At 67.1% G+C, this 12,889-nt stretch carries 16 protein-coding genes; 11 read left to right on the forward strand and 5 right to left on the reverse strand.

Annotation, left to right across the window (positions count from 1 at the left end; translation table 11 throughout):
• The first annotated feature begins 27 nt into the window (after positions 1-27).
• The 3 genes from ppk2 to BRO63_RS20315 all read left to right on the forward strand — a co-directional run bounded on the left by ppk2 (position 28) and on the right by BRO63_RS20315 (position 1,729).
• The gene (ppk2, locus tag BRO63_RS20305; RefSeq protein WP_088141536.1) at positions 28-849 is read left to right on the forward strand and encodes a polyphosphate kinase 2; all 822 of its coding nucleotides are present in this window, start codon (positions 28-30) and stop codon (positions 847-849) included.
• Positions 850-892: 43 nt separating this feature from the next.
• Positions 893-1,147 (forward strand): hypothetical protein, encoded by a 255-nt coding sequence (locus BRO63_RS20310; protein WP_088141537.1) that lies wholly within the window; start codon positions 893-895, stop codon positions 1,145-1,147.
• 135 nt (positions 1,148-1,282) lie between these two features.
• Positions 1,283-1,729, forward strand: coding sequence for an SRPBCC family protein (locus BRO63_RS20315; protein ID WP_088141538.1), 447 nt, complete (start codon positions 1,283-1,285; stop codon positions 1,727-1,729).
• A 23-nt stretch (positions 1,730-1,752) separates the two neighbouring features.
• Here BRO63_RS20315 and BRO63_RS20320 read toward each other — a convergent pair whose 3' ends face one another.
• Complete coding sequence (locus tag BRO63_RS20320) at positions 1,753-2,337, reverse strand: SAM-dependent methyltransferase (protein ID WP_088141539.1); 585 nt, start codon at positions 2,335-2,337, stop codon at positions 1,753-1,755.
• Between the two features lie 179 nt (positions 2,338-2,516).
• Between BRO63_RS20320 and BRO63_RS20325 the strand changes: the two genes are divergently transcribed.
• Positions 2,517-2,972, forward strand: coding sequence for a DUF1801 domain-containing protein (locus BRO63_RS20325; protein ID WP_088141540.1), 456 nt, complete (start codon positions 2,517-2,519; stop codon positions 2,970-2,972).
• 39 nt (positions 2,973-3,011) lie between these two features.
• Here BRO63_RS20325 and BRO63_RS20330 read toward each other — a convergent pair whose 3' ends face one another.
• Positions 3,012-3,968, reverse strand: a complete 957-nt coding sequence (locus BRO63_RS20330; RefSeq protein ID WP_088141541.1) for a LysR family transcriptional regulator — start codon at positions 3,966-3,968, stop codon at positions 3,012-3,014.
• Between the two features lie 160 nt (positions 3,969-4,128).
• On the opposite strand from BRO63_RS20330, the gene BRO63_RS20335 reads away from it, so the two are divergent.
• Both BRO63_RS20335 and BRO63_RS20340 read left to right on the forward strand, forming a co-directional pair.
• Positions 4,129-5,139 carry a Bug family tripartite tricarboxylate transporter substrate binding protein gene (locus BRO63_RS20335; RefSeq protein WP_088141542.1) on the forward strand — a complete coding sequence of 337 codons (1,011 nt, stop codon included), beginning with the start codon at positions 4,129-4,131 and terminating at the stop codon, positions 5,137-5,139.
• Between the two features lie 31 nt (positions 5,140-5,170).
• A complete protein-coding gene (locus tag BRO63_RS20340) occupies positions 5,171-6,886 on the forward strand; it encodes an N-acyl-D-amino-acid deacylase family protein (protein ID WP_088141543.1) in 1,716 nt (571 codons plus the stop codon).
• A 34-nt stretch (positions 6,887-6,920) separates the two neighbouring features.
• On the opposite strand, the gene BRO63_RS20345 is transcribed toward BRO63_RS20340, so the two are convergent.
• The gene (locus BRO63_RS20345) at positions 6,921-7,841 is read right to left on the reverse strand and encodes a LysR family transcriptional regulator (RefSeq protein WP_088141544.1); all 921 of its coding nucleotides are present in this window, start codon (positions 7,839-7,841) and stop codon (positions 6,921-6,923) included.
• 140 nt (positions 7,842-7,981) lie between these two features.
• On the opposite strand from BRO63_RS20345, the gene BRO63_RS20350 reads away from it, so the two are divergent.
• The gene (locus BRO63_RS20350; protein ID WP_088141545.1) at positions 7,982-8,386 is read left to right on the forward strand and encodes a RidA family protein; all 405 of its coding nucleotides are present in this window, start codon (positions 7,982-7,984) and stop codon (positions 8,384-8,386) included.
• Positions 8,387-8,401: 15 nt separating this feature from the next.
• On the opposite strand, the gene BRO63_RS20355 is transcribed toward BRO63_RS20350, so the two are convergent.
• Positions 8,402-9,049 carry an IclR family transcriptional regulator gene (locus BRO63_RS20355; RefSeq protein WP_256942900.1) on the reverse strand — a complete coding sequence of 216 codons (648 nt, stop codon included), beginning with the start codon at positions 9,047-9,049 and terminating at the stop codon, positions 8,402-8,404.
• A gap of 94 nt (positions 9,050-9,143) precedes the next feature.
• On the opposite strand from BRO63_RS20355, the gene BRO63_RS20360 reads away from it, so the two are divergent.
• Positions 9,144-10,112 carry a Bug family tripartite tricarboxylate transporter substrate binding protein gene (locus BRO63_RS20360; protein ID WP_088141547.1) on the forward strand — a complete coding sequence of 323 codons (969 nt, stop codon included), beginning with the start codon at positions 9,144-9,146 and terminating at the stop codon, positions 10,110-10,112.
• A 14-nt stretch (positions 10,113-10,126) separates the two neighbouring features.
• A complete protein-coding gene (locus BRO63_RS20365) occupies positions 10,127-11,002 on the forward strand; it encodes a TauD/TfdA dioxygenase family protein (RefSeq protein WP_088141548.1) in 876 nt (291 codons plus the stop codon).
• 27 nt (positions 11,003-11,029) lie between these two features.
• Here BRO63_RS20365 and BRO63_RS20370 read toward each other — a convergent pair whose 3' ends face one another.
• Complete coding sequence (locus BRO63_RS20370; RefSeq protein WP_041654058.1) at positions 11,030-11,509, reverse strand: thioesterase family protein; 480 nt, start codon at positions 11,507-11,509, stop codon at positions 11,030-11,032.
• Between the two features lie 349 nt (positions 11,510-11,858).
• Here BRO63_RS20370 and BRO63_RS20375 point away from each other — a divergent pair, with 349 nt between their 5' ends.
• Both BRO63_RS20375 and BRO63_RS20380 read left to right on the forward strand, forming a co-directional pair.
• Positions 11,859-12,413, forward strand: a complete 555-nt coding sequence (locus BRO63_RS20375; RefSeq protein WP_088141549.1) for a hypothetical protein — start codon at positions 11,859-11,861, stop codon at positions 12,411-12,413.
• Positions 12,414-12,432: 19 nt separating this feature from the next.
• Entirely contained in the window at positions 12,433-12,885 is a 453-nt protein-coding gene (locus tag BRO63_RS20380; protein WP_088141661.1) for a GNAT family N-acetyltransferase, read from the forward strand.
• The last annotated feature ends 4 nt before the right edge of the window (positions 12,886-12,889 follow it).

Genomic DNA, 12,889 nt, shown 5'->3' on the forward strand with positions numbered 1-12,889 from the left:
CCCCGCAGCATACTCTGGAGTGCCATCATGAACGCTCAGAAGAAGGCAGCAGCAGAGGACAGGCCGCCGGCGCAAGCCAAGCTTTCGGGAAAGCAGTACGCCGAGGAACTGGCCCGGCTGCACGTGGAGCTGGTCAAGCTCCAGGAATGGGTCAGCCAGACGGGCGCCAAGGTCTGCATCATTTTCGAAGGACGCGACGGCGCCGGCAAAGGCGGAACGATCAAGGCCATCACCGAGCGGGTCAGTCCGCGCGTGTTCCGCGTGATCGCCCTGCCCGCGCCCTCGGACCGCGAGAAAACCCAGATGTACATGCAGCGCTACCTGCCCTACCTGCCGGCGGCGGGCGAGGTCGTGATCTTCGACCGAAGCTGGTACAACCGGGCCGGCGTCGAACGGGTCATGGGGTTCTGCTCCAAGGACGACGTCAGGATTTTCCTGAAAGGCGTGCCGCTGGTCGAACGGGCCATCGTCGGCTCGGGCATCATCCTGCTCAAGTACTGGCTGGAGGTCAGCGAAGAGGAACAGACCCGCCGGCTCCAGGCCCGCATCAACGACGAGCGCAAGATCTGGAAGCTGACCAAGATGGACCTGGATTCGTACAGCCGCTGGTACGACTACTCGCGCGCCCGCGACGACATGTTCGCGGCCACCGATACCGGCGTGGCGCCCTGGTATGTTGCGCAGTCCGACGACAAGAAAAAAGTGCGCCTGAACATCATCAGCCACCTGCTCGCCCGCATCCCGTACAAGCGCATGCCGCGGGCGAAGGTGAAGCTGCCCAAGCGGCAGAAAGCCGGCGGCTACCGCGACCCGGGACATCCCTTGCGCATGGTCCCCGCCAAATTCTGAGCGGCGCGCCTCCGACGCCCGCAGGCTTCCAAGGAGAACGATCATGGCCGCCCTGCTGATCAATCATGTGGAAGAAAGCACCTCCGACGAGGACATCCGCGGCTTTCTCATGAAGTACGGCTTTCCGTCCTTCGACCGCATCCAGCGGGTGCCCAGCGAGGGGGAACGGCCGGCGGTCCTGGTGACGTTCGACGGCACGGGCCCCGAGGAACTGCGTGTGCTGGTACCCCGCATCCACCAGGTGTTCTGGAAAAACCACACGATCGCCGTGCTGGTGATGCGCGAGCCCATCGAATAAAGGGCCGCACCAGTCCGGGCCAAATCGTGACCAGATGTGCTTTTTAAGGGTTTCCCCCAGGATTCGGGCCGTCGATTTCCGGTCAACTCGTACGTCGTGTCAGTACGCACAACTTTCCTGAAAGGCGGACTCACCATGACTACCGGAACCGTAACCCTGCATCGCGTCATGCGCGCGCCGGCCGAACGCATCTATCGGGCTTTCCTGGAGCCCGACGCGATCGCGCGCTGGCTCCCTCCCTACGGCTACACCTGCCAGGTGCATCAACTGGACGCCAAGGTCGGCGGCATGCACAAGATGTCGTTCCGCAACTTCGGCACCGGCCACAGCCACGACTTCGGCGGCGAATACCTGGAACTGGCGCCAGGCCAGAAGATCCGCTACTCGGACCAGTTCGACGATCCGAACCTGCCCGGCCGCATGCAGACCACCGTTACGCTGCGGCAGGTCGCCTGCGGCACGGAGGTGCACATCGTGCAGGAAGGCATACCGGCGGCGATACCGCCGGAGATGTGCTACCTGGGCTGGCAGGAGTCGCTGGCGCAACTGATGCGGCTGGTGGAACCGGAAATACCCGATTGAGGGGCGGGCCTGGCCGCCCGCCTTCATCTCTTTCTGGCGATGAACTGCACCACGCAGGCCGGTCCCGTGTGGAATATTCCCTCGACCACGTCGCGTTCGATTTCCCGCGAAAGCAGCACCTGGCAGTTCGGGAAGTCCTGCTCCAGGTCCGCGAGCGCCATGAGCATGTCCGGATCCGGAGGCCCGCCCGTGCCCCGGCCCAACTGCGCCTTCCGGTATGCCTCCAGCAGGATGATGCCGCCCGGCTTGAGGGACAGTTCCGCCAGGCGGTGCAGCCTCCTGCGCACGTGGCTGGGTGTGTGGGCGAAGATCGACACCACCGCGCCGAAGGATGCCGGCGGCGGTTCGTAGTCGGCGAAGTCCGCCGTTTCGGTGCGGATCGATACGCCCTGCGCGGCCGCCAGCCTGCGCGCCTTGGCGAGTCCGACGGCGGAGCCGTCCACGCCAAGCACGTCCAGGCCCAGCGAGGCCAGGAAGACGGCATTGCGCCCCTCCCCCTCGGCCAGGCTGAGCACCGGCCCGGACAACAGGCCGGCGTTTTCCGCCAGGAAGGCGTTCGGCTCGGTTCCATACACATACTCGTCAACGGCGTAGCGTTCATCCCACATATGCTTGAACTCCCAGGTTGCTGGTCATGGCTCGCGGCAAGGGAACATTTCCTGTCCGCCGCGCGCCGGAATGCGGATAGTCTTTCACTTGAAGTCGACTTGAGGTCAAGGGCCCGCCGCGGCCGCCGGGCCTCCCCGAAGTCGCCGCCGCCGATTACCCCCTTCGAAGGAGTCCATGCATGGCAGAGAAGCCCCCCGCCCAATCGATGAAGACTGCCAAGAAAGCAGATGCGCAACCCGTCCTGCTGTCCGGCGGCAATCCGCAGATCGCCAAGGGCGCGGGCGACGCGCCGGTGCAGGCCTACATCGCGGCCATGCCGGGCTGGAAGCGCGATCTCGGCCGCCGTCTGGACACGCTGATCGAACGCGCCGCGCCCGGCGTGCAGAAGGCGGTCAAGTGGAATTCGCCGCTGTATGGCCTGGACGGCCAGGGCTGGTTCCTCAGCATCCACTGCTTTACCAAGTACGTGAAAGTGGCGTTCTTTCGCGGCGCGCAGCTGCGGCCCGTGCCGCCGGGACCGTCCAAGAGCCAGGACACGCGCTATCTCGACATCCGCGAGGACGACGAGCTGGACGAAGCGCAGTTCATGGACTGGGTGCGGCAGGCCAGCGGGCTGCCCGGCGAACGGATGTGAGCGCGGGGCCTGGCGTCCTGCGCCCCGCGGGACAGGACGCTAGCGCCGGGACGGACGCCTCTTCGCGCCGGCGGCACCGGGCGCCGGCGCGCCCGACAACAGGTCCTGCACCAGTTCGATGACCCGCTCGGCGGTCGGGGACAGCGTGCGGCGCGCGCGGTGGATGACGCTGTAGGTCAGCGGGCCGGCGGCGGGATAGGACAGCGGCAAGGGCTGCAAAACGCCCTGCGCCAGCTCGGCCGCGATGGCCTCGCGCGTGCAGAACAGCACCACGTCGCTGCCCAGCGCCACCTCGCGCAGCGTGGCGACGCTATCGCATTCGAAGGCGATGGGCAGGTCTTCCGGGCGCGCCACCTGGTACAGCCGGGCCAGGTATTCGCGCGCCCGCAGCGGCAGGTCGGTGGCGGCCAGCCGGTACTGCGCCAGCGCGACGCGCAGGCGCGGCTTGCCCAGGCCCTGCAGCGGATGGCCGGCGCGCGTGAACAGGCCGCCGTGCTGCGGCGGCAGGGGCCGCACCGAAAAGTCGTCGGGCGGCGGCAGGCTGTGCGTCACGGCCACCGCAAAATCCAGTTTGTCCTGCTGCAGCTTGTCCAGCAGGCGCTGCCAGCTTTCGATCTCGACGTGCACGCTCAAGCCCGGATGTTCGCGCGCGATGCGCACCAGCAGCGGCGACAGGAATCCGGCCGCCGGAAACGCCCCCACGCCCAGGTTCACGCGGCCCGTGTCATGGCCGCGGATCAATTCGGCCTCGCGCCGCAGGTCGCGGGTTTCTCCCAGGATGCGCTGCGCGCGCTCCAGCACCATGCGCCCGGCCTGCGTGGGCGTGACGCCCGTGGACGCCCGATCCACCAGCACCAGGCCCAACGAGTCTTCCAGCGACTGGATGCTGCGCGTCAGCGCGGACTGCGTCAGATGCAGCCGCTGCGCCGCTCGGGAGTAGTGCTTTTCCTCAACCAGCACGGCGTAGTGCTGGAGCGACCGTATTGTGAGGCTCATGTATTTTTCTCATCAATATTGGGCCAAATATGCATTTGATTGAGCGCAAAGGCAAGACTACAAAAGACTTGCCGGGACGGAAAATTGCAGCGCCGGCGCCCTGTGGTGAACCTCATTCCAGAGCAATGCATGACATTGCCTACCCCCAGGAGGAGACAATATGAACCGCAAGTCGTTCTTGAAGCTGTTGGGTGGCGGCGGGGCTGCGATGCTGGGCGCCCTGGCCTGTCTTTCGGCTGCGGCCGCCCCGGTGACGCAGGCGCCGCCCTGGCCGGGCGGCGGCAAGCCCATCCGCCTGGTGGTGCCGTTTCCGGCCGGGTCGGGGTCCGACGCGCTGGCGCGCATGCTGGCAATGAAGGTGACGCAACGCACCGGCGCGCCGGTCATCGTCGACAACAAGCCCGGCGCCGGCACCATGATAGGCGCGCAGGAAGTGGCCCGCGCCAGCCCCGACGGCTACACCCTGCTCTACACCATCGTCGTCACGCACACGCAGAATCCGCATCTCTACAAGAAGCTGCCCTACGACCCGGTGAAGGACTTCACGCCGGTCATCCAGGTGGTGCGCTCGGCCACCGTGCTGGTCGCCAACAAGGACGCGCCCTTTTCGACCACGGCGCAGATGATCGACTACGCCCGGGCCAATCCCGGCAAGCTGAACTTCGCTTCCTACAGCCCCGGGTCCACCTCGCATCTGAACGGCGAAATCCTCAAGCAGCAGACCGGCATCGACATCGTGCACGTGCCCTACAAGGGCACCGCCGACGCCAGCCGCGCGCTGCTTGCGGGCGACGTCCAGGTCTATTTCGACGGCACGGCCACCGCCGTGGAGAACGCGCGCGCCGGCAAGGTCAAGCTGCTGGGCCCGGCCACCGACCGCCGCCTGAGCGTGCTACCGGACCTGCCCACACTCAAAGAGCAAGGCATACCCGGACTGGACATCGTCGGCTGGCAAGGGATCTTCGGTCCCGGCGACATGCCGCCGGCGCTGGCCGAGCGCGTGGCCCAGGTATTCCGCGAGGCGCTGGACACGCCCGAGGTGACCCAGAGCATCGTGTCGCAGGGCAATGAGGTCAGCGGCGCGGGACCGAAGGAATTCTCGCAGATCGTCCAGCAGGACAGCGAACGCTGGGGCGCGGTGATCAAGCGCATCGGCCTGGTCCTCCAGTAATAACCCCCTCGCGTATCGAAAGGAGAGCGCAATGCATGATCTGGTCATACGCGGCGGCACGATCGTCGATGGGTCGGGCCGGCCCCGCTACCAGGCGGACCTGGCCATCGAGGACGGACGCGTGGTCCAGGCCGAAGGCCGGGCCGGCGCCGCGCGCCGCGAGATCCGTGCCGACGGCTGCCTGGTGGCGCCGGGCTGGGTGGACATCCACACCCACTACGACGGCCAGGCCACCTGGGACCCGTATCTCAGCCCGTCGACCTGGCACGGCGTCACCACGGCCATCATGGGCAATTGCGGCGTGGGCTTCGCCCCCGTCAAGCCCGAGCGGCGCGAATGGCTGATCAAGGTCATGGAGGGCGTCGAGGACATACCCGGCTCGGTGCTGTCCGAGGGCATCCAGTGGGACTGGGAGACCTTTCCCGAGTACCTGGACGCGCTGGACCGCCGCCCCAAGGCGCTGGACGTGGGCGCGCAGATCCCGCATAGCGCCGTGCGCGCCTACGTGATGGGCGAACGCGCCATCCACCACGACGAGGCCTCGCCCGCCGACCTGATCGCCATGCGCGACGTGGTGCGCACGGCGCTGGAAGCCGGCGCGGTGGGGTTCTCCACCTCGCGCACCTTCCTGCACAAGTACGACGAACGCAAGTATCCGCCCGGCACCTTCGCCACCGGCGAAGAGATCACCGCCCTGGGCTCGGTCATGGGCGAGGTCGGCCATGGCGTGTTCCAGATGACCGCCAACCATCCCGCCATGGAAGGCGAGATGCCGTGGCTGGAGCAACTGGCGCGCCAAAACCGCCTGCCCGTGCTGTTCAACCTGCAGCAGACCGACGCCGCGCCCGACGTCTGGAAGCAGATCGCGACCAGCCTGGAGCGCGCGCACCGCGAAGGCGTGCCGCTGCTGGCCGGCATCAGCGGACGTCCGCTGGGCATCCTGTTCTCGTGGCAGAGCACGCTGCATCCGTTCATCGCGCATCCCAGCTACCAGGCGCTGCACGCCCTGCCGCTGGCGGAAAAGCTGGTCCGCCTGCGCGACCCGGCCACGCGCAGCCGCATCATGAACGAACAGCGCGGCCTCCTGGACCGCCGCGCCGAAACGCTGTTCAGCAGCTTCCACAAGATCTACCGCCTGGGCAGCGATCCCGACTACGAACCGTTGCCCGAGGAAAGCGTGGCCGCCATGGCGCAGCGCGGCGGCCGCGCGCCGCTGGAGATCGTCTACGACCTGATGCTGGAAAACGACGGCCAGGCCATCCTGTACTACCCGTCCTTCAATTATTCGTACGAGAACCTGGACCACCTGCACCAGCTGATGCAGCACCCCTACACGGTCAATAGCCTGTCCGACGGCGGCGCGCATTGCGGCTACATCTGCGACGTGAGCATGCCCACCTTCATGCTCAGCCATTGGACCCGCGACCGCCGCCGCGGCCCCCTGCTGGAACTGGAACACGTGGTCAAGCGCCAGACGCGCGACACCGCCAGCGTGTACGGGCTGCTGGACCGGGGCCTGCTGCAGCCCGGCTACAAGGCCGACGTCAACATCATCGATCCCGATGCCGTGCGCGTGCATTGCCCGGAGATGGTGTTCGACCTGCCAGGCGGCGGCCGGCGCCTGATCCAGCGCGCCGACGGCTACGTGGCCACGCTGGTCAATGGCCTGCCGATCTTCGAAGGCGGCGCGGCCACCGGCGCATTGCCGGGCAAGCTGTTGCGCGGCGCACGCAGCCAGCAGGCTTGAATGACGCGAAGCCGGTCCGCGCCGCGCGCCAGTCTCAGGCGCGCGGCGGTTCCGGCGTGTACTGTCCCAGCAGCCCGGCGACCCAGTCGATGAACACGCGCAGCTTGGCGCTCACATGCCGGTTGGGCGGAAAAGCGACGTACATGGGCATGGAATCCAGGCGCCAGTCCTCGAACAGCGGCACCAGTTCGCCGCTGTCGACGTGGGCGCGGGACATGTAGTCCGGCAGCCAGAGCACGCCCAGTCCGGCCAGGCCGGCGGCCAGATAGGCGTTGCCGTCGTCGACCGCCAGCACGTAGCGCCCGTGCACCTTGAGGCTTTCGCCGCCGCGGCGCATGGCGTAGGGCAAAGCCTTGCCATTGCGCGCCCACAGGAAACCCACGATGCGGTGATGCGTATCCTCGAGTTCGCGCGGGTGGGCTGGGGCGCCCGCGCGCTTCAGGTAGTCCGGCGCGGCGTAGACGCCGAGCCGCAGGTCGCCCACGCGCCGCGCCATCAGCGACTGGTCGGTGAGTTCGCCGCCGCGCACCACGCAGTCGACGTTCTCGCCGATCAGATCGACGATCCGGTCGCTCACCCCCATGTCCAGCTGGATGTCGGGGTATTGCGCATGGAACGCCGGCAATGCCGGCACCAGGATCATGCGCGCCAGCGGGCTGGGCACGTCCACGCGCAAACGCCCCCGCGGCGCCGCCGAGGCGCCGGACAGGCTGGTCTCGGCATCGTCCATGTCGGCCAGCAGCCGCAGCACGCGCTCATAGTAGGCGGCGCCATCGGCCGTTACGTTGACCTTGCGGGTGGTGCGGTTCAACAGCTTGACGCGCAGCCGCGCTTCGAGCTGCTGCACCAGCTGCGTCACGCTGGTCTTGCTCATGTGCAGGGTCTCGGCCGCCTTGGTGAAGCTGCCGGTTTCCACCACGCGGGCAAAGGCCTGCATCGCGTCGAAACGGTCCATCTCTGCTCCCGCTCTTCCAGATTATTTGGATTCTACAAACAGTGATGGACGGACTTGCCCGTTTATCGCGGCGGCGGGGCCACCTAAAGTGCCTACATCGTCAATGCCGGGCCGGATGCGGCCCATAGATGGAGATAGCCATGACCCAACGTGATGTAGTTTTCCCCCCGGGGCGCCACGCCTTGTATGAACGCGACCGCTATTCGCCCGCGATCCGTTCCAATGGATTCCTGTTCGTCTCGGGACAGGTGGGCAGCCGCGAAGACGGCACGCCGGAGCCCGACCTGCAGGAGCATGTGCGGCTTGCGTTCCGCAACCTGCAAGCCATCCTGGCAGCGGCCGGCAGCAGCTTCGACGACGTGGTCGACGTGACGGTGTTCATGGTCGATCCGGCATCCAGGTTCGAGACGATCTGGCAGGTCGTGCCGGAATTCTGGGGCGTTGCGCCGTACCCGGCGCTGACCGCGGTGGGCGTGACCTGGCTCAATGGCTTCGACTTCGAGATCAAGGTGATCGCGAAACTGCCGCGGACGGCCCAGGACTGATCCAGGCCGCCGCGCTCACACCACGCCGACCCGGATCACGCCGGCTATGGTCTGCGCCGCCTGCTGCAAGGCGGGCACCATGTCGGCCTCGAGCCGGTTCCCTTCCACTTCCGGGGCGGCCACCGATATCCCCACCGACAACAGGCGCGAACCAGCCTGCGGCACGGGCACGGCCACCGACACCTGGTTGCTGTCCGGATAATCGAACCGGGTCCACTGCCCCGGCGCCAGGCGCAAGCCGCCGGCCAGCGCGCTGGCCGGCGGCAGCACGCTGCCCACCCGCAGATTCATCACCACCAGGCGGCGGCGTTCGGCCGGCGCCATGGCGCGGCCGATGATGATCACGCCTTCGGGGTTGGCCTCGCCCAGATTGGACGTGCCCGAATAGGCGTCGGCCAGGTTCTGCAGGATCTCCTGCACGGCGTCCGTCACCCCCAGGCTTTCCATGGCGGCGAAACCCAGTTCGAAGACCTGCGGCGTCAGACGCCAGCGGCTGTCTTCGCGCGCGGCGTAGCCCTCTTCTTCCAGCGTCTGCAGAAACCGCAGCACGGTCGCGTGCGGCAGGTCGACCGCGCGCGCCAGTTCGGCCAGCGTGGGCCGGCCGTTGCCGCGGAAGGCTCGCATGATGGATAGACACCGTTGAATCGATCTATTATTCTTCAATCGTTCACCTGATAAACGTATTGATCACTAGGTGAACAATACACATAAACGACGCTCCCGGCAAGACCGGCGAGCCAGGGAAGGAGACAAATCCATGAAACGCATCGCACTCGCCTTGGCGGCGGGTCTCGTGTTCTGTACGGGGTCCGCCGCAGCGCAAACAAGCTGGCCCGCGCAGCCGGTCAAATGGATCGTGCCCTACCCGCCGGGCGGATCGACCGACATGCTGGCCCGGCTGGTCAGCCACAAGCTCGGCGAGCGCCTGGGCCAGCCCGTCATCGTCGAAAACAAGGCTGGCGCCGGCGGCAACATAGGCACCGATTTCGCGGTCAAGCAGCCGGCCGACGGCTACACCATCGTGATGGGCAATATCGGCCCCATTTCCATCAACCCTGCCCTCTATCCGGACCTGCCCTACAAGCCGCAGCGCGACCTGGCGCCCGTCACGATGCTGATGAGCGTGCCCAATCTGCTGGTGGTCAATCCCGCGCTGCCGGTGCGCTCGGTGCAGGAGCTGATCGCCTACGCCAAAAAGTCGAAAGCGCCGCTGGACTACGCCACGCCCGGCGCGGGCACCTCGCTGCACCTGGCGGGCGAACTGTTCGCCGCGTCGGCGGGCGTGCGCCTGACCCACGTGCCCTACCGCGGCAGCGCGCCGGGCCTGAACGACACGGTGGCGGGCCACGTGCCGATGATGTTCGACAACATGCCCTCGGCGCTGCAACTGGTGAAGGCCGGCAAGCTGCGCGCGCTGGCGATCACCAGCACGGCGCGCTCGCCGCAGCTGCCCGACGTGCCGACGATGGCCGAGGCCGGCCTGCCGGGCTACGAGATCGCCGGATGGTTCGGCGTGCTGGCGCCGGCCGCGACGCCCAAGCCCATCATCGAACGCCTGAACAAGGAATTGCTGGCGGTGCTGGCCATGCCCGACGTGCGCGAACAGATAGGCGCCATGGGCGGCATCATTTCAGCCGAAGGGCCGGCCGGCTTCGGCCGCTACATCGCGGCGGAAACCGACAAATGGGGCGCGTTGGTGAGCAAGGCGCAGATCAAGCTTCAATAGGCAAGGAGACAAGCATGACCACGTATCGCCATCTGGAAACCCAGCCGATCGCCGGCGCGCTGGGCGCCGAAATCCGCGGCATCGACCTGTCGCGGCCGCTGTCGGACGATCAGTTCGACGAGGTGCGCAACGCGTTGCACGAGCATCTGGTGGTCTTCTTCCGCGACCAGCAACTGACGCCGCAACAGCACATCGATTTCAGCTCGCGCTTCGGCGAACTGCTGGAAGTGCCGTTCGTGCGGGCGCTGGAAGGACACCCCACCATCCTGCCCGTGATGAAGGGCCGCGCGGAAACCACCCGGCGCCTGTTCGGCGGCCTGTGGCACACGGACATGAGCTACGCCGAAGAGCCGCCGCTGGGCTCGGCGCTGTACGGCCGCGTCATTCCGCCCTATGGCGGCGACACCATGTGGGCCAATATGTACCGGGCCTACGACGGGCTGTCGGACCGGCTCAAGCAGATCCTGGACGGACTGGGCGCGGTGCACAGCGCGGTGCGCTCCTACGGCTCGGGCGGCGCGGTGGTGAACAACGGCGATCCGGCCCACAAGATGGACGTGCGCACCGACGACCGCGCCGCCAGCGAAGTGATCCATCCCGTGGTGCGCGTGCACCCGGCGACCGGCAAGAAGGCGCTGTACGTGAACAGCACCTACACGCTGCGCTTTGACGGCATGACCCAGGAAGAAAGCGAGCCCCTGCTGCAGTTCCTGTACCGCCACGCGGCGCGGCCGGAGTTCACCTGCCGTTTCCGCTGGGCGCCGGGTTCGCTGGCGCTGTGGGACAACCGCTGCACCCAGCACCTGGCCATGAACGACTACGACGGTTTCGACCGCGAGATGCACCGCACCACGATCTCCGGCGACCGGCCGATCGCGGTCGCGCGCTGAGCGGCCGGCCCGCTCAGCGGGATTGGTTCAACGCGGCGGCTTCAGCGGCAGGAGCCGCCGATAGCCCGCCGGCAGCGGCTGGGCTGCATGTTCCGCGACCGTGCGCGCCAGGCGCTGCGCCAACTCCGGCGGAAACGGCTTGGCGCGCCGGGTCTCCAGGTCCACGTGCAGCGACAGCTGCTCCATCGTGGCCGCGACGTAGCCGTCGCGGGTCTGCATCAGCTCCATCAGGCACAGCAGGCGCTTGTCGTCCGCTTCCAGCAGGCGGATGCGCAGCGCCAGCGGATCGCCCGCCAGCACCTCGCGCAGATAGGCCACGTGCACATTCATCGTGTAGATGCCGCAGCGCGTGGCTTCGGTGTAATCCAGCCCCACCCCGACCTCGCGCAGCAGCTGGAAGCCGACGCGGTCGAATATGCCCACGTAATGGGCCGCGTTCATGTGGCCGTACTCGTCGATCCAGGCGGGATCCACGCTCAGGGTCGTGGACGGAAGGGCTGATGTCATGGTTTCCTCGGCGGCAGGGTTGCAATCAGCCCATGACCTTAGCCGACGCCAGCAGGCGGATCAATGCCTGCGTCTTCGTGGCGGGAAGCAAGCCGAAGGCCGTATGTCCCACGCGCCGCACGCCAGCCATTGCACTAATCCCTTGCGGCAACCGGCGCAGGCCAGACGGACGAGGCCGCGGGCCGTGCCCAAGAATATGGTCCATACGTGCACCGCCACCTTGCCGATAGGCGAACGGCGTCATATCCCGCACCCTGGCGGACAGGCGTAAATAGACAAGTTCGCGTCTTGATTCTCAAGGCGACGCTGACAACGCGCAGGGGCGCGCGCTCGAGGTCGGGGAACCAAGATGAATATCCTGCTGGCGTTCGCGCCGTTCATCGTGTTTGTCATCATTGAAAGAACCGTCGGCGTGCTGGAAGGACTTGCGGCCGGCACCTTTGTATCCGCCGGGCTGGTGCTGCGCGACTGGCTCAGCCCCGAGCGGCGCATCAAGATCCTGGAGACCGGCACGCTGCTGCTGTTCACGGGGCTGACCCTGTATGCCCCGTTGGCTGACGGGGATTCCTGGACCATCGCCCAGGCGCGCCTGCGGGTCGACGCCGGCATCCTCATCCTGGTGTTGCTGACCCTGGCGCTGCGCCGGCCCTTCGCGCTGGAATACGCGCGGGAAAAGGAACCCGAATACGTCTGGAAGAACCGCCGCTACGCCCGCATGAACTATGCCGTCGCCGCGGCCTGGGCGCTGGCCTTCGCGACCATGGTGGCGGCGGACGCGCTGCTGCTTTACAGGCCGCAGCTGCCGCAGGCCATCGCAATCGCCGTGACGGTGGCGGCGCTGGCCGGGGCGATGAAATTCACCGCTTGGTATCCTGACAGGGTGTCGGCTACAACACTCAGGTAAGCCCTCCCGGGAGACCATGATGCCCCCTCCAGGAACCGACGTGGAAATCGCGTTGGCGACCCAGGCCAGCGATGCGCTGGTCGCGGCCTTCGCGCGCCTCTTGCCGCAATTGTCCCGGACCGCCCCGCCGCTGACGCGCGAGGCGCTGGATGAAATCATCCGCTCGCCCTGCAACCACCTGTTCATCGCCACCCTGGGCAGCGACAGGCGCATCGTCGGCACGCTGACGCTGGTGCACTTCCGCATCCCCACGGGCGTGCGGGCATGGATCGAGGACGTGGTGGTGGACGAACAGGCCCGCGGTCTGAAAGTGGGCATGGCGCTGACGCACGCGGCCATCGTCAAGAGCCGCGAACTCAAGGCCAAGACGCTGGACCTTACCTCCAACCCGAGCCGGCTGTCCGCGCACCACCTGTATGAATCGGCGGGCTTCGTGATGCGCGATACGCGGGTGTACCGGCACCAGGGCTGAACCT

Origin of the sequence: Achromobacter xylosoxidans (assembly GCF_002192695.1) — a bacterium.
GTDB classification, from domain to species: domain Bacteria; phylum Pseudomonadota; class Gammaproteobacteria; order Burkholderiales; family Burkholderiaceae_B; genus Achromobacter; species Achromobacter xylosoxidans_C.